Below are 16,620 nucleotides of genomic sequence, written 5' to 3' on the forward strand. Positions count from 1 at the left end.
GGCGCGACGCGCGGCTCGGCGGAATGTGTATCTTGATCGCCGCTCAACTGCTGGGTGCGCCGGGGAACCGCCGGCGCCCGCTGGACCGGGCGCGTTCCGTCGGGGTCCGTCCCCGCGCATTTCAGGAGCCATCGTGACCACCCCGCCCCCCGGGTACGGCTGCCCCCGGTACCAGCAGCTCCCGGAGCCCCTGTACGGGCACGCGTACCAGCCGCTCGGGACACCCGGCCAGGTCCTCGGTCAGCTCGACGCCAGGCAGAAGACCGTCCTCGGGTGCGGCGCCATGATCGCCGTCCTCCTCGTCGTCGGCATGGTCATCGCCGCCGCCTCGCCCGAGCCGGAGTCCGTCGCGGAGACCCCGGCCGCTCCCGCCGCGACCGTCACCGCGACCGCGACCGCGACCGCGACCGCGACCGCAACGGTCACCGCCGCGGCGCCGACACCGATGCCCAGACCGACGTCCACACCCACGCCCACGCGAGGCCCTCGGCCCTGACCCGATCCGGTGGCCTGGCAGAGTGGGTGTACCCGGAGGAGCAGGAGCGCCCGTATTCGGCCTGATGGCGCGCTGCCCTCGCCCCGGACGGGGCGGGCCCGGCAGAATCGGGCGTTCGGGAAGGCGTCGAGGGGGCGGCAGATGTCAATGCAGAAGGCCACGGACAGCAGTACGGACGGCCGCGCGCGTACGGAGGCTCCGGAGCTCTCCGGGCTGCCGCTGCTGGGGTCGCTGTTCGACCTCAAGTCGGATTCACTGGGCACCTATCTGCGGGCCCAGCACCAGCACGGCGACATCGTCCGGATCAGCGCCGGCCCTCCCGGACTGCGCGCCGAGCTGCACTGCGTGTTCTCCGCGGAGGGCGCGCAGCAGGTCCTGGCATCGGAATCGGCCAACTTCCGCAAGGACAACCCCTTCTACCAGGAGGTCCGGGACTCCTTCGGCAACGGCCTGCTGACCAGCCAGGACGAGGACTACCTGCGCCAGCGCAGGCTGGTCCAGCCGCTGTTCACCCGGCGCCGGGTGGACGGTTACGCGAGCGCGGTCGCCGCCGAGACCCTGGCGACCCTCACCGGCTGGGAAGAGGCCCTCGACGGGATCGTCGACGTCTCCGACGAGATGATGCACCTCGCGCTGCGCGCCGTGGCCCGGATCCTCTTCGGCACCGACGTGGACGAGACCGTCGACGTCGTCGACCGGAGCTTCCCCGTCATCACGGAGTACGTGCTGCGGCGCGGCTACTCCCCCGCCAACTTCCCGCGCACCTGGCCGACTCCGGGCAACCGGAAGGCGGCCGCCGCGATGGACGAGTTGTACGCGGTCTGCGACCGGATCATCGCCCAGCGGCGCCGGGACGCCGGGAACTCCTCGGAGGGCGGCCCGGGCGAGGACCTGCTGACCCTGCTCGCCGCCGCGCAGAGCGCGGACGACGGCGCCTTCGACGTCTCCGAACTGCGTGACCAGGTGCTGATCTTCCTGCTCGCCGGGCACGAAACCACCGCCACCTCGCTCACCTTCGCCCTGCACCTGCTCGCCCTCCACCCCGAGGAGCAGGCACGGGCCCGCGCGGAGGTGTCCGAGGTGCTGGGCGACCGGGCGCCCGAGGCCGCCGACCTCGACCGGCTGCCGTACCTCACCCAGGTGCTCAAGGAGGCCATGCGCCTCTACCCCGCCGCGCCGGTCATCGGCCGCCGGGCCGTGGCCGCCACCGAGATCGCCGGCCACGCGGTCCCGGCGGGAGCCGATGTGATCCTGGCGCCGTGGGTGACGCACCGGCATCCCGCGTACTGGCCCGACCCGGACCGGTTCGACCCCTCCCGTTTCACCCCGGAGGCGGAGGCGGCCCGGCCGCGCTACGCCTGGTTCCCCTTCGGCGGCGGCCCGCGGGCGTGCATCGGGCAGCACTTCTCGATGCTGGAGTCGGTGCTGGCCCTGGCGATGATCCTGCGCGCGTACGAGTTCGAGGCCGTGGACCGGGAGATCCCGGTCAGCGCCGCGATCACGCTGCGGACCGAGGGCCCGGCGCGCTGCCGGATCCGCCGGCTGGACGGCTGAGGCCGGCGTTCAGACCGCCGTCGGGGCGTGGTTGCCCTGGAGGCGTGCCAGGTCGGAGGGCCGTACCTGGATGACGAAGAGCGCGATCAGCGCCGTGATCAGGGTGAACGCCGCGGCCGCCACGAAGGCCGCGCTCACGCCCGAGGTGAGGACCTGGTCGCTCCACGGTTTCGGGTACTGCTTCGTCCGCAGGAAGAAGGCCTTCTGTTCCGGGGTCGCCGCGCGCAGGAAGGAACCCGCCTGGTCCTTGGCCTCGTCGCGGCTGGCCGTGCCGAAGACCGTGACGAGGATGGACAGGCCCAGCGAACCGCCGACCTGCTGCATCGCGTTCAGCAGCCCGGAGGCGGCGCCCGACTCCCGGACGGGGACGTTCGACAGCGCCATCAGGGTCAGAGACACGAACTGCATGCCCATGCCCGCGCTGAACAGCAGCATCGGGCCCAGGATGCTGCCCAGGTACGTCGAGTGGATGTCGGTCTGCGTCAGCCATCCCAGCCCGGCCGCGGCGCACAGCGAGCCCGCCACCATGAAGGGTTTGGGCCCGAACCTGGGCAGCAGCTGGGAGGTGATCCCCGCCATCACCGCGATCATCGCGCTGACCGGCAGGAAGGCGAGCCCGGCCCGCAGCGGGCTGAAGCCCAGCACGTTCTGGACGAAGAGCGTGAGGAAGAAGAACATGCCGAAGATCGCGCAGGCGAAGAAGAGCATGATCGCGTACGTCCCGGCCCGGTTCCGGTCGGCGAACATGTGGAGCGGGGTGATCGGCTGGGGGGAGCGGCGCTCGTTCGCGATGAACAGGGTCAGCAGGACGACGGCGGCCCCGAAGGAGCCGAGGGTCAGCGGGTCGCGCCAGCCTTCCTGGGAGGCCCGGATGAAGCCGTAGACCAGCGCGACCATGCCGAGCGTGGACAGCAGGGCGCCGGCGAAGTCGAAGTGTCCGGAGTGGCGTTCGGACTCCCGGATGACCTTCGGCGTCACCAGGGCGATGATCAGGGCGATCGGGACGTTGACGAAGAGCACCCAGCGCCAGTTGAGCCACTCGACGAGGATGCCGCCGGCCAGCAGTCCGATGGCGCCGCCGCCCGCCGAGACACCGGCGAACACGCCGAAGGCCCGGTTGCGTTCGGGGCCTTCGCGGAAGGTGGTGGTGATCAGGGCGAGTGCGGTCGGGGAGGCGATGGCGCCGCCGACGCCCTGGAGGGCCCGGGCGGCCATCAGCTGTCCCTCGTTCTGGGCGAATCCGCCCAGCAGTGAGGCCAGGCCGAAGAGCAGTACGCCGGAGATGAAGACACGCCGCCGGCCGAGGATGTCGCCGGTGCGGCCGCCGAGGAGCAGGAGGCCGCCGAAGGTGAGCGTGTAGGCGTTGACCACCCAGGACAGGCTCTCGGTGGAGAAGCCGAGCGCGGTCTGGATGTGCGGCAGCGCGATGTTCACGATGGTGATGTCGAGAACGACCATGAGCTGGCAGGAAGCGATGACGAGCAGGGCGAGTCCGTGTCCGCTTCCTCGGAGCTTGCCGTCGGTCCGGTTGCCGCTGGGCGCTGCGTTCTGGTCCACCTTGTCGACGCTAAGCCCGTGGCCCGGGGGTCACCACTCGAACGGCCTAGTCTATGTGACATTTCACATGTCACACTCGGCTCATGGATGACCCCTTTCTCGAACTCTCCGCGGCCACGGCCAGGTTCACCTACGGCGCCCCCCGCGCGTTCTCCTTCGGGGACGACGCACGGCTCCTGTGGTTCCTCCGCTCGACGGGCCCCACCGACCCGCTCGACAGCCTCTGGGTCCTCGACACCGCGACCGGAGCCGAAACCCGGCTGGCCGACCCCCGCGAGCTGTCCCCCGGCCTGCCCGCCACCCCGGGCGAGCTGCCCGCCGCCGAGCGCCGGCTGCGGGAGCGGATCCGGCTCGTCGCCGCCGGCATCGGCTCGTACGCGCTCTCCGGCGACGGCCGCAGCGCCGTCTTCGCGCTGCACGGGCTGCTGTACGAGGTCTCCCGCGACGGCGGCTCCGGCCCGCGCGGCATCCCGGCCGCCGGCCCCGCGCTGGACCCCCGCCCCAACGCGGACGGCTCCCGGACCGCGTACGTCAGCGGCGACGCCCTGTACGTGGCCCCGGGCGGCCGGGTCAGCCCCGACGACGGGGCCCGCTGGGGCGTGGCCGAATTCGCCGCCGCCGAGGAGCTGAACCGGGCCCGCGGCCACTGGTGGTCCCCCGACGGGGTCACCCTGCTCGCCGCCCGCGTCGACGAGTCCGCCCTGCAGCGGCGCTGGTTCGCCGACCCGGCGCACCCCGAGCTGCCGCCCGAGGACTTCGCGTACCCCGAGGCGGGCGGGCCCAACGCCGACGTCCAGCTCTGGGTGCTCGGGCCGGACGGGGAGCGGGTACGGCTCGACTGGGACGCCGAGGCGTACCCGTACGTCTCGGACGCGGGCTGGGAATCGGCCGGGGAGATCCTGCTGACGGTCCAGGACCGGCTCCAGCAAAGCGTCCTGCTGCTCACCGCCGACCCGGCGACCGGCCGTACCCGGGAGCTGTCCCGCACCACGCACCCGCAGTGGGTGGACCCGCTGCTGCCCGGCACCCCCGCCCGGCTGCCCGACGGGCGGATGCTGACCGGCGCCGACACCCCGGGCGGGGCCGCCCGCGCCCTCGCCGTCGACGGGAAGCTCCTGACCGGCGACGGGATCCAGGTCCGCCGCGTGGCCGGCGTCCACGGGGACCGGCTGCTGATCGAGGCGGGGCAGCGCGACCCCGCCGAGCAGCAGGTGCTGCTGCTCGACCCGGAGACCGGCGGGACGCTCCCGCTCGCGGACGGGCCCGGAGTGCACGGCGTGCAGGCCTCGGCCGGGGCGCTGCTGCTGACCTCCGCCGACGCCGACGGGATCCGGCGCACCCTGCGCACCCCCGACGGGCGGGAGTTCAGCCCGGCCGACCTGTCCGAGCCGCTGCCGTACCGGGTCGTCCCGCTGCTGGAACGGGTCACCGAGCACCGCGTACCCACCGCCCTGGTCCTGCCCCGCGGGCATGTCCCCGGTACCCGGCTGCCCGTGCTCCTCGACAGCTACGGCGGCCCCGGCATGCAGGACGTCAGCGCCGAGCCGCGCCGCTGGCAGCACCGCCAGTGGTGGGCCGACCAGGGCTTCGCGGTGGTCACCATCGACAACCGGGGCACCGCGTACGTCTCGCCGCGGTTCACGCACGCGATGTACCGGGGCTTCTCGCAGGTGACCCTGGAGGACCAGGTCGCGGCCCTGCACGCGCTGGGCGAGCGGCACCCCGACCTCGACCTGACCCGGGTCGGCATCCGCGGCTGGTCCTACGGCGGCTACCTGTCCGCGCTCGCGGTGCTGCGCCGCCCGGACGTCTTCCACGCGGCGGCGGCCGGAGCCGCCCCGACGGACTTCCGGCACTACGACACGGCGTACACCGAGCGCTACCTGGGTCTCCCGCAGGAGAACCCTCAGGTGTACGAGCGGGACTCACTGCTCGCGGACGCCCCGAAGCTGGCCAGGCCGCTGCTGCTGGTCACCGGACTGGCCGACGACAACGTCCACCCGTCCCACACCCTGCGCCTCTCGCGGGCGCTGACGGACGCCGGCCGCCCGCACCGGCTGCTGGCCCTGCCGGGCGTCACCCACATGACCCCGGGCGGTGTGCGGGAGAAGGTGATGGTCCAGGAGCTGGAGTTCTTCCGCCGCGAGCTCGCCTGAGCGGCCGGGGCGGGGTCTGCGGACAGGGCCCCGGCACGCGAAAAGGACCCCGGAGCCGATCGTGTCGGCTCCGGGGTCGCTCTTCTTCCCCGGGATCCCCGTCAGTCACCCGGGAAGTGACAGGCCACCTCCCGCGAGGCGGACAGCCGGAGCAGCGGGCGCTCCGTACGGCAGACCTCCCGCGCCTTGGGGCAGCGCGGGTGGAAGGTGCAGCCGGGTGGCGGGGCGGCCGGGCTCGGCGGATCGCCGAGCAGCACGATCCGCTCGCGCCGCCGCTCCGCCGCCGGGTCGGGCAGCGGTACGGCGGACAGCAGCGCCCGCGTGTACGGGTGCTGGGGATCCTCGTACAGGGCCCGCTTCTCGCCGATCTCGACGATCCGGCCCAGGTACATGACGGCGACCCGGTCGCTGACCCGCTTGACCACCGAGAGGTCGTGCGCGATGAACACGTACGCGAGGCCCAGTTCCGCGCGCAGCCGCTCCATCAGGTTGACGATCTGGGCCTGTACGGAGACGTCGAGGGCGGAGACCGGTTCGTCCGCGACGATCAGCCGGGGGCTGGTTGCCAGCGACCGGGCGATGCCGATGCGCTGGGCCTGGCCGCCGGAGAACTCGTGCGGGTAGCGGTCGATGTGCTCGGGGATCAGCCCGACCAGGTCCATCAGACCGGCCGCCCGCCGGCGCGCGTCGGAGGCCGACCAGCCCTGCACCAGCAGCGGGTCGGAGATGATCCGGGCCACCGTCTGGCGGGGGTTGAGGGAGGAGTGGGGGTCCTGGAACACCATCTGGATGTGCCTGCGCAGCGGTCGCAGGGCGCCCTGCGAGAGCCGGCTGATGTCCCGGCCGTCGAAGGAGACGCTGCCGGAGGTGGGTTCCAGCAGCCGCACCAGCATCCGGCCGGTGGTGGACTTCCCGCAGCCCGACTCCCCGACCAGGCCGAGGGTCTCCCCGGCCGCCAGGTCGAAGGAGACCCCGTCGACGGCGCGCACGGGCGCCCCCCGGCGCCCGGTCACCGACCGCCTGCCGGGGAAGGTCATGGTCAGGTCGCGTACGGACAGCAGGGTGTCCGTGGTGGTCGTCGCGGCCATCAGGCCACCTCCTCTGCGGGCTCCGGATCGACGGGCTCCGGCTCGACGGGCTCCGGCTCGACGGGCTCCGGCTCGGCGCTGCGGGCCCCGGCGAAGTGGCAGGCCACCGTCCGCCCGGCCGCGTAGGCCTCCAGCTCCGGGCGCTCCTCGCCGCAGCGCACCCGTGACCGCGGGCAGCGGGGGGCGAAGGCGCAGCCCGGGGCCGGCGCCAGCAGGGAGGGCGGGGAGCCGGGGATGGTCCGCAGCGGGGCGTCGTCGGCGTCGTCCAGCCGGGGCAGCGAGTCCAGCAGGCCCCGGGTGTAGGGGTGGGCGGGGTCCGCGAACAGCTCGTCGACCGGGGCCTGTTCGGCGGCCCGGCCGCCGTACATGACCAGGACCTCGTGGGCGACGCGGGCCACCACCCCCAGATCGTGGGTGATCATGACGACTCCGAGGCCGCGGTCCTGCTGGAGCCGGGCGATCAGTTCGAGGATCTGGGCCTGGACGGTGACGTCGAGGGCGGTCGTCGGCTCGTCGGCGATCAGCAGATCGGGTTCGCAGGCCAGCGCCATCGCGATCATCGCGCGCTGGCGCATGCCGCCGGAGAACTGGTGCGGGTACTCCCCGGCCCGGCGGGCCGGTTCGGGAATGCCGACCTCCCCCAGCATGTCGACGGCCCGCTTGCGCGCGGCGGCCCGCCCGGACCGGAAGTGCACCCTGAAGTGCTCGGCGATCTGCTCCCCCACCGTGTAGTAGGGGTGCAGGCTGCTCAGCGGGTCCTGGAAGATCATGGCCATCTTGCGGCCGCGCAGCCGGGAGAGCCGCTTCTCGGACAGCCCGGTGAGCTCCTGGCCGTCGAGGGCGATGGAGCCGCCGACCTCGGCCCCCCGGTGCAGGCCCATGACGGCGAGGGAGGTGACGGACTTGCCCGATCCGGATTCGCCCACGATGCCGAGGGTGCGTCCGGCCTCGACGGTGAACCCGAGCGAGTCGACGGCGCGTACGGAGCCGCGCGGGGTGGTGAACGTGACGCGCAGGTCGCGCACTTCGAGCAGGGGCGCGGATACCGGCTCCGATGCGGCGGTGGATGCGGGGGCGGATGCGGGAGCGGCCATCAGTACCTCACCCTCGGGTCGATGACGGCGTACAGGAGGTCGACGGCCAGGTTGGCGACGACGATGAAGAAAGCGGCGAGCAGGGTGACCCCGAGGACCACGGGCTGGTCTGAGCTGACGAGCGCTCCGTAGAACAGCCGGCCGATGCCGGGGAGCCCGAAGATGGACTCGGTGATGACGGCGCCGGCGAGCAGCCCGCCGAGGTCCATGCCGAAGATGGTCAGGATGGGGGTCATCCCGGAGCGCAGGCCGTGCTTGACGACGACGGTGCGCTCGGGCATGCCCTTGGCCCGGGCGGTCCGGATGTACGGCTCGGCCATGGCCTCGATCATCGAACCCCGGCTCTGGCGCGCGTACATGGCGGCGTAGAGCAGCGCGAGCGCGGTCCAGGGCAGCAGCAGGTTGGCGGCCCAGCCGAGGGGGTCGTCGGTGAGGGCCTGGTAGGTGGGGTAGGGCAGCAGGCCGGCGACGCGGATGACTCCGTAGATGAGCATCACGGAGGTGAAGTAGACGGGCAGCGAGGCGGCGGCGACGGCGCCGACCATCAGGGTCTTGTCGGTGACGGTGTCCTTGCGCAGGGCCGCGGTGACCCCGGCGCCCAGGCCCAGCACCAGCCAGAGCGCCGCCGCGCCGACGGCGAGCGAGGCGGAGACCGGCAGCCGGTCCATCAGCAGGTCCCAGACGGGCAGGGAGTTCTCGTACGAGTAGCCCAGGCACGGGAAGTCGCACTGGACGGCGTACTGGCCGGTGCCGAGGGTGCGCCCGGTGAAGATGCCGGTGAGGAAGTCGGCGAACTGCCGCCACAGGGGCTGGTCGAGGCCCAGGTAGGCCCGTACGTCGGCCAGTCGTTCGGCGCTGCAGGTCTTGCCGCAGGCGGCAGCGGCGGGGTCGGAGGGCAGGACGTAGAAGATGAGGAAGGTGACGGCGGCGATGGCGAGCAGCACGCCGGCGAGGGCGAGCAGCCGGCGCGCCAGGTAGACGATCACGTGCGGCCGCCCCTCGGGTCGAGGATGTCGCGCAGGGCGTCGCCGAGCAGGGTGAAGGCGAGCACGGCGAGGAAGAGGAAGGTGCTCGGGATGACGAAGTACATGGGGTCGGTCTCGTAGTAGGCCACGGACTCGGCGATCATCTGGCCCCAGGACGGGGTGGGCGGGCGGACGCCGACGCCGAGGTAGCTCAGGGCGGCCTCGGTGCTGATCATTCCGGGGATCAGCAGGGTGGTGTAGGCGATGACCGGGCCCGAGACGCCCGGGAGGATGTCGCGGGTCAGGATCCGCCAGGGGCCGGAGCCGCCGACGCGGGCGGCGTCCACGTACTCGCGGTGTTTGAGGGAGAGGGTCTGGCCGCGGACCACGCGGGCGACGCCGGGCCAGCCGAAGAGGCCGATGACGGCGGTCATGAGGACGATCCGGTTGACGTCCTTGGCCACCGAGAGCATCGCGATCATGAAGATGAGGGAGGGGAAGGACATGGTGAGGTCCATGAGGCGGGAGAGCACCGCGTCGGTGCGGCCGCCGAAGTAGCCGGCCGCGATCCCGGCGGCCGTGCCGACGATCACCACGATGGCGGTGGCGGCGAAGGCGATGAGGAGGGAGACCTGGGCTCCGCTGACCACGCGGGCGAACAGGTCGCGGCCGGTGACGGGTTCGACGCCCAGCCAGTGCGAGGGGCTGATCCCGCCGAAGGAGCCGAGGGGCTGGCCTCCGAGGTAGGGGTCGATGGCGGTCTTGTCGAACTCCTGGGGGGACCAGCCGCCCAGTGCTCCCAGCCAGGGGGCGGTGGCGGCCGTCAGGACGAAGAGGAGGACGACGCATAGGCTGATGCGGACGGCGGGGCGGCGGCGGAGTTCCCGCCGGGCGAGCTGCCAGGGGCTGCTGCCCGGCGGGACCTCCTTGACCGGTGCCGTGGCGGTGTCGGTCATGGCGCGTTGGGCTTCCGGGTCCCGGGTTCCGTCCGGCCTCAGCCCTGGCCCTTCGACGGGTCCTTGAGGCCGATCGCGGCGTAGTCGATGGTGCCGGTCCACACGGGGTGGCCGAAGGCGCCGGCGATGTTGGTGCCGACGAGCAGGGGCTTGCGCTCCAGCAGGACAGGGACGGACGGCGACTTCTTCATGATTTCCGCGTCGAGGTCGATCCAGGCGCGGTTGGCCTGCGCGGCGTCGGCCATGGCGTTGATCTCGTCGATCCGCTTCATGGTCGCGTCGTCGCGGAACTGGCTGTAATTGCCCTGGTTGCCCTTGTCCTTGACGGTGCGCCCGTCGAAGACGAAGGGGATCCAGGTGGAGCCGGAGGGGTAGTCGGGGCACCAGCCGGTGAGGGTCATGTCGGGGGTGGTGGAGAGGTCGCCGATGACGTCGTAGTACGCGCCGGGGTCGACGGTGTCGATGACGACCTCGACGCCGGCCCGGGACAGGCCTTGCTGGATGGCCTCGGCCTTGCCCTTGTCGCCGGTGGAGACGGTGAGGGAGACCTTGAGGGAGTCCTTGCCGGCGGCCTTGAGGAGTTCCTTGGCCTTGGCCGGGTCGCCGGCGGCCGGGACCTTCAGGGTGTCGGCCTGCTTCCCGCCGGAGAGGGCCGGGGGGAGGTAGGCGGTGGCGACCTCGTTGAGGGCCGGGCCGCCGCCCGCGGTGACCACGGCCTCCTTGTCGACCGCGTACTGCATGGCCTCGCGGACCTTGGGGTCGTTGAAGGGGGCGCGGGAGTTGTTGAGGTGGAGCATCTCCGTGCAGCCCTGGGACTCGGCCAGCAGCCGGGCCTTGACGTCCGGCTTGGGCAGCACCTTGGGGGCGCTCTCGGGGCGCATGTCGGCGTACTGGACGGTGGAGGCGTCGGCGCCTTCGCCCGCGATGATGCGGTCGTCGATCTGGCCGCCCTTGAGGCCCATGACGACCACGAACTTGTCCGGGTAGGCCTTGCGGACGCTGTCGGTCGAGGCGTCCCAGTGCTCGTTGCGGACGAGGACCAGCTTCTTGTCCCGGTCGTACGACTCGATCTTGTACGGGCCGGAGGAGAAGGGGCGGGCGTCGTACTGGGTGCCCTTCTCCTGGGACTGCGGGACGGGCGCGAAGGTGGGGAGGGTGGCGGTGGCGGAGAACTCGGCCACGGGACGCCGCAGTTCGAAGACGATCGTGCGGTCGTCGGGGGTCTTCACGGAGTCGAGGTGCTGCCCTTGGAGCGGGCCCTTGTAGCCCTCGCCGCCGGCCAGGTACTGGGCGGCGTAGTCGGGGCCGCCGGTGAGGTCGGGGGCGAAGGAGCGCTCGACGTTGTACTTGATGTCCTGGGCCTTGATGGCCGAGCCGTCCTCGTACTTCAGCCCCGGTTTGAGGGTGAAGGTCCAGGTGCGGCCGCCGTTGGAGGGGGTGCCGAGGTCGGTGGCGAGGTCGGGCACCAGCTCGCTGCCGGCCTTGCCGGGCTCGGCCTTGAAGGTGACGAGCGTGCGGTAGAGGAGGCGGGTGCCGAAGTCCATGGTCGGCATGGTCCAGTTGCGGGCCGGGTCGAGGTGGGAGAAGTCCTGGTTGGACAGGACGGTGAGGGTGCCGCCCTTGACCGGGGTGCCGCCGAGGATCTTGCCGTCGTTGGCGGCGGCGGGGTTGGAGGCGGGCGCTCCCGCGGAGCCCTTCTTGGTGGTGCCGGAGCAGCCCGAGGCGCCGAGTGCGAGTGCTGCCACCAGGGCGGTGGCGAGGGCGAGTTGGGTGCGCTTGGTCATGGGTCACTCCAGTGAAGGGCCGCGCTCTACGATGTGACCGGTAACATAGTAATGTGAAATTGCACTGACAAGGGTTTGGCGCCGCCGTTACCCAGCCGTGTCCAATCCCAAGATCCTCTTGGACAGATCCTCCGTGAATGCGCCGTCCCCCTCGCCGGTAGGGTCGTCACATCTGCAGGTAACAGGGGGAGTTGAGACGTGACCGAGAGACTCGGAGTGCCCGATCCGGGGAGGATCCCACCGAGGCCCGCCGGGCCGCCGCGCGTCGGACCCGGCCCGGAGTCGGTGGCGTCCGGGCACGCGCCGCGCTGGGCCTGGTGGGTGATCGGGATCGTGGTTCCCGTGCTGGGTACGGCGGCCACGGTGTTCGCCACGTCGGGGAGGAACGACACCGCGCCGCCGACCGCGGGAGCGGGGGCGCCGGTCGTGGCGGTGTCGTCCACGCCGTCGCCCTCACCGCCGCCCGCCTCGTCGCCCTCTTCGTCACCCTCCGCGTCGCCGTCACCGTCGAAGTCCGCGGTCGCCATCGCGCCGCTGCCCAGCCCGCCCTCGGCGCCTCCGGCCGCCTCCGGCGGCCCGGACCTGACGGCGCCGGCCGGTTTCCAGTCCCAGCAGGGGCGGTGGGGCATCTCGCCTCCGCCGTGCGGCGAGACTCAGCTCGTCGACCTCGACGCCGGGATCTCCACATCCGTCAAGGTGCCGTCCGCGGGGAGCGGAGCGACGGCGGACCAGACGACCGCCACCGAGCTGGAGTACCGGCCGGACTGGCTGGGGTGCGGCAACGGGGGCGACGCGCCGACCTACGTGAACCTGCTGGCGGTCACCGGCCGGCAGGTGGGGGTCTTGCGCGTGGGGCAGCCCCAGACCTTCGAGAACTGCCGGGCGGCGGCGGGAAGCGGCTTCGGCCCCGTGCAGCTGGGCCACGGCGCGGCGCAGGGGCGGGGCCTGGTGAAGGGCGCCGCCCTGTGCTCCGTCACCGATCGTGGCTCCGTGGCCATGGCCCTCATCGAAGACGTCAGCACGGAGTACAGCCCGGCGGTGAGCGGACGGCTCGTCGTCTGGTCCAAGGCATGACCCGACCCGGGCCGTAGCGGTCGGGGCGGCCCGCGCTCGCTCGGGCTCGTCGGCCGGGCTCGTCGGCCGGGCTCGTCAGCACGCCGCCGGGGCCCGCCGGACCGGGCCCCGGCCGACGAGGGTGCCTCCTAGATGCCCGAGCCCAGGCGGGCCGCCGGGCGGCCCACCGGTTCGTCGCGGCCCTGGGCCCAGAGGGAGCGGACGTGGCCGAGGTGGCGGACCATGCAGGCCTGCGCGGCCTCGGCGTCGCCGCTGATCATCAGGTCGAGCAGCTCGATGTGCTCCTCGGCGGAGGAGACCAGCTTGCCGGCCTCGTCCAGGCCCGTGAGGCCGTAGAGCCGGGAGCGTTTGCGCAGGTCGCCGACCGTCTCGACGAGGCGGTCGTTGCCCGAGAGGGCGAGCAGCCCGAGGTGGAAGCGGCGGTCCGCCTCCAGGTAGCCGATGAGGTTGTGCTCGCGGGCGCTGGTGACGATCTCCTCCGCGATCGGGCGCAGGGCCTCCAGCTGCTCGGGGGTGGCGATCTCGGTGATCCGGCCGATGGTCGGGACCTCGATCATGGTGCGCAGTTCGGTGTACTGGTCCAGGTCCCGTTCGCTGACCTCGGTGATCCGGAAGCCCTTGTTGCGCACGGGCTCCACCAGGCCTTCGCGGGCCAGGTCGAGCATGGCCTCGCGCACGGGGGTTGCGGAGACGCCCAGTTCGGCTGCGAGACCGGGGGCCGAGTAGACGCTCCCGGGGCGCAGTTCACCCGCTATCAGGGCTGCTCGGAGGGCATGTCCGACCTGGTCGCGGAGCCGTTCCTGGGCCTTGATGAGACTGTGCTGCTTCAGGTCACCCATTGCATTTCCTCCGAGACCCCTTACCCCACAGATGGGCGGAGGAACAGCGTACAATGTCACGTTGCGCTGCTCGCCCCGGCGGCCTGGTACAAAGCGACCGCCACGGCAAGATCCTCCCAGGCCATGCCCACGCTCTTGAAGAGCTGTGGAGAACTTGCCCGCCCCGGCACCGCAATCCTGCCCGCGACCAGGTCGGCCAGGGTGCCGTTGATATGACCGGGCCCGATGGCTCCCTCCGCCTCCGGGACCAGCAGGTCCCCCGCCTCTCGCAGGGCCGCCGCGCGCGACTCCACGTACACGGCCGAGCGCCGCACCAGGGCGGTGTCCGTTTCCCGGGCGTCCGGCTCGTGCGAGCCGACCGCGACGACGGTGGCGCCCGGGGCGACGAGCCGTCCGTCGAAGAGGGGTTCGCGGGCCGTGGTGCAGCAGACGACCAGGTCCGCCCCGGCCACCTCCGGCGCCGTGCCCGCCCGGGCCGCCACCCCCAGGGCGCGGGCGTGCGCGACCAGCCTGCCGGCGCGCTCCGGATCCCGGGCCACCACCACCGCGTCGGCCAACTCCCGTACCGCCAGCACGGCTTCGAGGTGCCCGTAGGCCTGGGGCCCCGACCCGAAGAGCACCAGCCGCAGCGGCCGGTCCGCCGGGGCCAGGTGCCGCAGCGCGAGCGCCGACACCGCCGGGGTGCGCAGCGCGGTCAGCGCGGCGGCGTCGAGCAGGGCCAGCGGTCGCAGGGTGGGCCCGTCCAGGAGCAGGTACGAGCCGGTTATCCGGGGCAGGCCGCGGGCCGGGTTCCCCGGTGCGACCCCGGCGATCTTCACCCCGGCGTACGACCCCGACGCGGCCGGCATGAGCAGCAGTTCGCCGCCCGGCACGGGCACGGCGGTGCGCTGCGGGCACGCCTCGGGATCCAGTCCGGCCCGCAGCGCCCCGGCCAGCGCGTCCGCCGCCCCGGCCGGGGTGAGCAGCGCGGCCGTCCGCGCACCGGACAGCTGCGGGATCACAGGAGGAACCCGCTGCCGAGGGCGTCGTACGGGTCCACCGTGAAGGCGTGCTCGCCGGTGCGGTACGCGGTGCCGGTGACCTCCGTGACCAGCCCGTCCGCGCAAGCCCCGGGCAGGGCCCGGCCGGTGAACACCGTGCCCGCGAGCGACTCGTGCAGCAGGTCCTCCCCCGCGCCGAGCCGGCCGTCCTCCGCCAGCAGCGCCAGCCGCGCCGAGGTCCCGGAGCCGCAGGGCGAGCGGTCGGTCTGCCCGTCGGCGAAGACGGTGACGTTGCGCTGGTGGGGCCCGAACGGGGTGTCCGGCAGTTCCTCGTACAGGATCACCCCGTACACCCCCGACAGCAGCGGCCCGCCGGGGTGCCAGGTGCCGGGGTGCGTGGCCAGCGCGGCCCGGATCTCCTGCCCGGCCCGCACCAGCCGGGGCAGGTCGGCCCGGGACACGTCCAGCCCGAGGTCCCGCGCCCGGACGGCGGCGTAGCAGGCGCCCGCGTGCGCGATGTCCGCCTCGGCCATGCCCAGGGTGGTGGCGACGGGCACCTTGCGGGCGCCCACCCGGGCCGGGACGTTGCGGAAGGTGACCCCGGTGGTGCGGCCGGCGTCACGGTGCACGGTGGCGCTGACCCGCCCGGACGGCACGTCGATGCGCACCTGGGCGTCGCCGGTCTCCGGGGCGGGGACGCGGCCGGTGTCCACGGCCCAGGTTCCGAGCGCCATGGCGCCGTGGCCGCAGGCGGTGGAGTAGCCGTCCTTGTGCCAGAACAGCACCCCGAAGTGGGCCCCGTCGTCGTCCGGGGGCACGACGAACCCGCCGTACATCCCGGCGTGGCCGCGCGGCTCCAGCACCAGCAGCCGCCGTACGTCGTCCAGCGCGCCCCGGCGCGGGGCCGTCCCGGAGCCGCCCGGGCCGATGGCCGTCGCGCAGCGCTCGGCGACGGTGTCCCCGGGCACGGGCGGCATCCCGGGCGCCGCGGTGTCGACGATGCGGAAGGGCTCCCCGGCCGTGTGGTAGTCGACGGTCCGGACCGTTCGCGGTTCGGCGGTCACAGGAGGAAACCTCCGGGGAAGGGGTCGGACGGGTCGAGGAAGTACTGGGCGGTGCCGGTGATCCACGCCCGCCCGGTGACGGTGGGGACGACGGCGGGGAGTCCGCCGACGGTCGTCTCCCCGACCAGCTGGCCGGTGAACTCCGTCCCGATGAAGGACTCGTTGACGAAGTCCGCGCCCGGCTCCAGCAGACCGCGGGCGTGCAGCTGGGCCATCCGCGCGCTGGTCCCCGTACCGCACGGCGAGCGGTCGAACCACCCGGGGTGGATGACCATCGCGTGCCGGGACCGGCGGCCGTCGGAGCCGGGGGCGGCGAGGTAGACGTGTTTGAGCCCGGCGATGGCGGGGTCCTCGGGGTGGACGGGCCGGTCGTCGGAGGCGTTGACGGCGTCCATGACGGCGAGTCCGGCGGCGAGCAGTTCGTCCTTGCGCGAGCGGTCGAAGGGCAGCCCGAGGGCGTCGAGTTCGACGAACGCGTAGAAGTTGCCGCCGTAGGCGAGGTCGTAGGGGACCGAGCCGAAGCCGGGGACCTCCGCCTTCAGGCCGAGGCCGACGCTGAAGGCGGGGACGTTGGTGAAGGTGACGGCGGTGGCCGCGCCGTCCTCGACCCGGACGTCCACGCAGACCAGGCCGGCCGGGGTGTCGAGCCGGACGGTGGTGACCGGTTCCACGGCCGGGACCATGCCGGTCTCGACCAGGACGGTGGCCACTCCGATGGTTCCGTGCCCGCACATGGGCAGCAGTCCCGACACCTCGATGTAGACCACGCCGAAATCGGCGTCCGGCCGGGTGGGCGGCTGGAGGATGGCGCCGCTCATCGCCGAGTGCCCGCGCGGCTCGTACATGAGCAGGGTGCGGACGTGGTCCAGGTGTTCGATGAAGTGGAGGCGTTTCTCGGCCATGGTGGCGCCGGGGATCACCCCGACTCCCCCGGTGATCACCCGGGTCGGCATGCCCTCGGTGTGCGAGTCCACCACGTGGTAGATGTGGCGCGTACGCATGGAGTCCCCTCG

At 72.9% G+C, this 16,620-nt stretch carries 14 protein-coding genes; 4 read left to right on the top strand and 10 right to left on the bottom strand.

The annotated features are described in order from the left end of the window. Positions 1–133 precede the first annotated feature (133 nt). The gene (locus ACZ4TG_RS21460; RefSeq protein WP_468165074.1) at positions 134–496 is read left to right on the top strand and encodes a hypothetical protein; all 363 of its coding nucleotides are present in this window, start codon (positions 134–136) and stop codon (positions 494–496) included. Between the two features lie 147 nt (positions 497–643). Then, positions 644–2,050: a cytochrome P450 gene (locus tag ACZ4TG_RS21465; protein WP_468165488.1), complete on the top strand. Its 1,407-nt coding sequence runs from the start codon at positions 644–646 to the stop codon at positions 2,048–2,050. Between the two features lie 9 nt (positions 2,051–2,059). Here the strand turns inward: ACZ4TG_RS21465 and ACZ4TG_RS21470 are convergent, their stop codons facing one another. Further along, the gene (locus ACZ4TG_RS21470; RefSeq protein ID WP_468165076.1) at positions 2,060–3,607 is read right to left on the bottom strand and encodes an MFS transporter; all 1,548 of its coding nucleotides are present in this window, start codon (positions 3,605–3,607) and stop codon (positions 2,060–2,062) included. An 83-nt stretch (positions 3,608–3,690) separates the two neighbouring features. On the opposite strand from ACZ4TG_RS21470, the gene ACZ4TG_RS21475 reads away from it, so the two are divergent. Further along, positions 3,691–5,763 carry a S9 family peptidase gene (locus ACZ4TG_RS21475; RefSeq protein ID WP_468165078.1) on the top strand — a complete coding sequence of 691 codons (2,073 nt, stop codon included), beginning with the start codon at positions 3,691–3,693 and terminating at the stop codon, positions 5,761–5,763. A gap of 101 nt (positions 5,764–5,864) precedes the next feature. On the opposite strand, the gene ACZ4TG_RS21480 is transcribed toward ACZ4TG_RS21475, so the two are convergent. From ACZ4TG_RS21480 to ACZ4TG_RS21500, 5 genes are read right to left on the bottom strand one after another with little or no spacing between them, the layout of a single operon-like run. Further along, positions 5,865–6,851: an ABC transporter ATP-binding protein gene (locus ACZ4TG_RS21480; RefSeq protein WP_468165080.1), complete on the bottom strand. Its 987-nt coding sequence runs from the start codon at positions 6,849–6,851 to the stop codon at positions 5,865–5,867. Then, positions 6,851–7,945: an ABC transporter ATP-binding protein gene (locus ACZ4TG_RS21485; RefSeq protein WP_468165082.1), complete on the bottom strand. Its 1,095-nt coding sequence runs from the start codon at positions 7,943–7,945 to the stop codon at positions 6,851–6,853. The genes ACZ4TG_RS21480 and ACZ4TG_RS21485 overlap by 1 nt, the downstream gene beginning before the upstream one ends. Next, positions 7,945–8,931, bottom strand: a complete 987-nt coding sequence (locus ACZ4TG_RS21490; protein ID WP_468165084.1) for an ABC transporter permease — start codon at positions 8,929–8,931, stop codon at positions 7,945–7,947. The genes ACZ4TG_RS21485 and ACZ4TG_RS21490 overlap by 1 nt, the downstream gene beginning before the upstream one ends. Continuing rightward, positions 8,928–9,866, bottom strand: a complete 939-nt coding sequence (locus ACZ4TG_RS21495) for an ABC transporter permease (protein ID WP_468165086.1) — start codon at positions 9,864–9,866, stop codon at positions 8,928–8,930. The genes ACZ4TG_RS21490 and ACZ4TG_RS21495 overlap by 4 nt, the downstream gene beginning before the upstream one ends. Positions 9,867–9,904: 38 nt before the next feature. Then, positions 9,905–11,650, bottom strand: a complete 1,746-nt coding sequence (locus ACZ4TG_RS21500; RefSeq protein ID WP_468165088.1) for an ABC transporter substrate-binding protein — start codon at positions 11,648–11,650, stop codon at positions 9,905–9,907. Between the two features lie 198 nt (positions 11,651–11,848). Here ACZ4TG_RS21500 and ACZ4TG_RS21505 point away from each other — a divergent pair, with 198 nt between their 5' ends. Beyond that, on the top strand, positions 11,849–12,724 hold the full coding sequence (locus tag ACZ4TG_RS21505) for a hypothetical protein (RefSeq protein WP_468165090.1): 876 nt from the start codon (positions 11,849–11,851) through the stop codon (positions 12,722–12,724). A 128-nt stretch (positions 12,725–12,852) separates the two neighbouring features. Here the strand turns inward: ACZ4TG_RS21505 and ACZ4TG_RS21510 are convergent, their stop codons facing one another. From ACZ4TG_RS21510 to ACZ4TG_RS21525, 4 genes are read right to left on the bottom strand one after another with little or no spacing between them, the layout of a single operon-like run. Next, positions 12,853–13,563, bottom strand: coding sequence for a GntR family transcriptional regulator (locus tag ACZ4TG_RS21510; RefSeq protein WP_468165092.1), 711 nt, complete (start codon positions 13,561–13,563; stop codon positions 12,853–12,855). 56 nt (positions 13,564–13,619) lie between these two features. Next, entirely contained in the window at positions 13,620–14,564 is a 945-nt protein-coding gene (locus tag ACZ4TG_RS21515; RefSeq protein WP_468165094.1) for an ornithine cyclodeaminase family protein, read from the bottom strand. After that, positions 14,561–15,607 (bottom strand): proline racemase family protein, encoded by a 1,047-nt coding sequence (locus ACZ4TG_RS21520; RefSeq protein WP_468165096.1) that lies wholly within the window; start codon positions 15,605–15,607, stop codon positions 14,561–14,563. The genes ACZ4TG_RS21515 and ACZ4TG_RS21520 overlap by 4 nt, the downstream gene beginning before the upstream one ends. Further along, the gene (locus ACZ4TG_RS21525; RefSeq protein ID WP_468165098.1) at positions 15,604–16,608 is read right to left on the bottom strand and encodes a proline racemase family protein; all 1,005 of its coding nucleotides are present in this window, start codon (positions 16,606–16,608) and stop codon (positions 15,604–15,606) included. The genes ACZ4TG_RS21520 and ACZ4TG_RS21525 overlap by 4 nt, the downstream gene beginning before the upstream one ends. Positions 16,609–16,620 lie beyond the last annotated feature (12 nt).

This window comes from Streptomyces sp. NPDC028314, assembly GCF_055565795.1.

What these genes read in the sequence shown, in the direction of transcription:
- ACZ4TG_RS21500 (WP_468165088.1), bottom strand. Translation starts at nt 11,650, where the DNA reads ATGACCAAGCGCACCCAACTCGCCCTCGCCACCGCCCTGGTGGCAGCA.
- ACZ4TG_RS21495 (WP_468165086.1), bottom strand. Translation starts at nt 9,866, where the DNA reads ATGACCGACACCGCCACGGCACCGGTCAAGGAGGTCCCGCCGGGCAGC.
- ACZ4TG_RS21480 (WP_468165080.1), bottom strand. Translation starts at nt 6,851, where the DNA reads ATGGCCGCGACGACCACCACGGACACCCTGCTGTCCGTACGCGACCTG.
- ACZ4TG_RS21465 (WP_468165488.1), top strand. Translation starts at nt 644, where the DNA reads ATGCAGAAGGCCACGGACAGCAGTACGGACGGCCGCGCGCGTACGGAG.
- ACZ4TG_RS21475 (WP_468165078.1), top strand. Translation starts at nt 3,691, where the DNA reads ATGGATGACCCCTTTCTCGAACTCTCCGCGGCCACGGCCAGGTTCACC.
- ACZ4TG_RS21485 (WP_468165082.1), bottom strand. Translation starts at nt 7,945, where the DNA reads ATGGCCGCTCCCGCATCCGCCCCCGCATCCACCGCCGCATCGGAGCCG.
- ACZ4TG_RS21525 (WP_468165098.1), bottom strand. Translation starts at nt 16,608, where the DNA reads ATGCGTACGCGCCACATCTACCACGTGGTGGACTCGCACACCGAGGGC.
- ACZ4TG_RS21510 (WP_468165092.1), bottom strand. Translation starts at nt 13,563, where the DNA reads ATGGGTGACCTGAAGCAGCACAGTCTCATCAAGGCCCAGGAACGGCTC.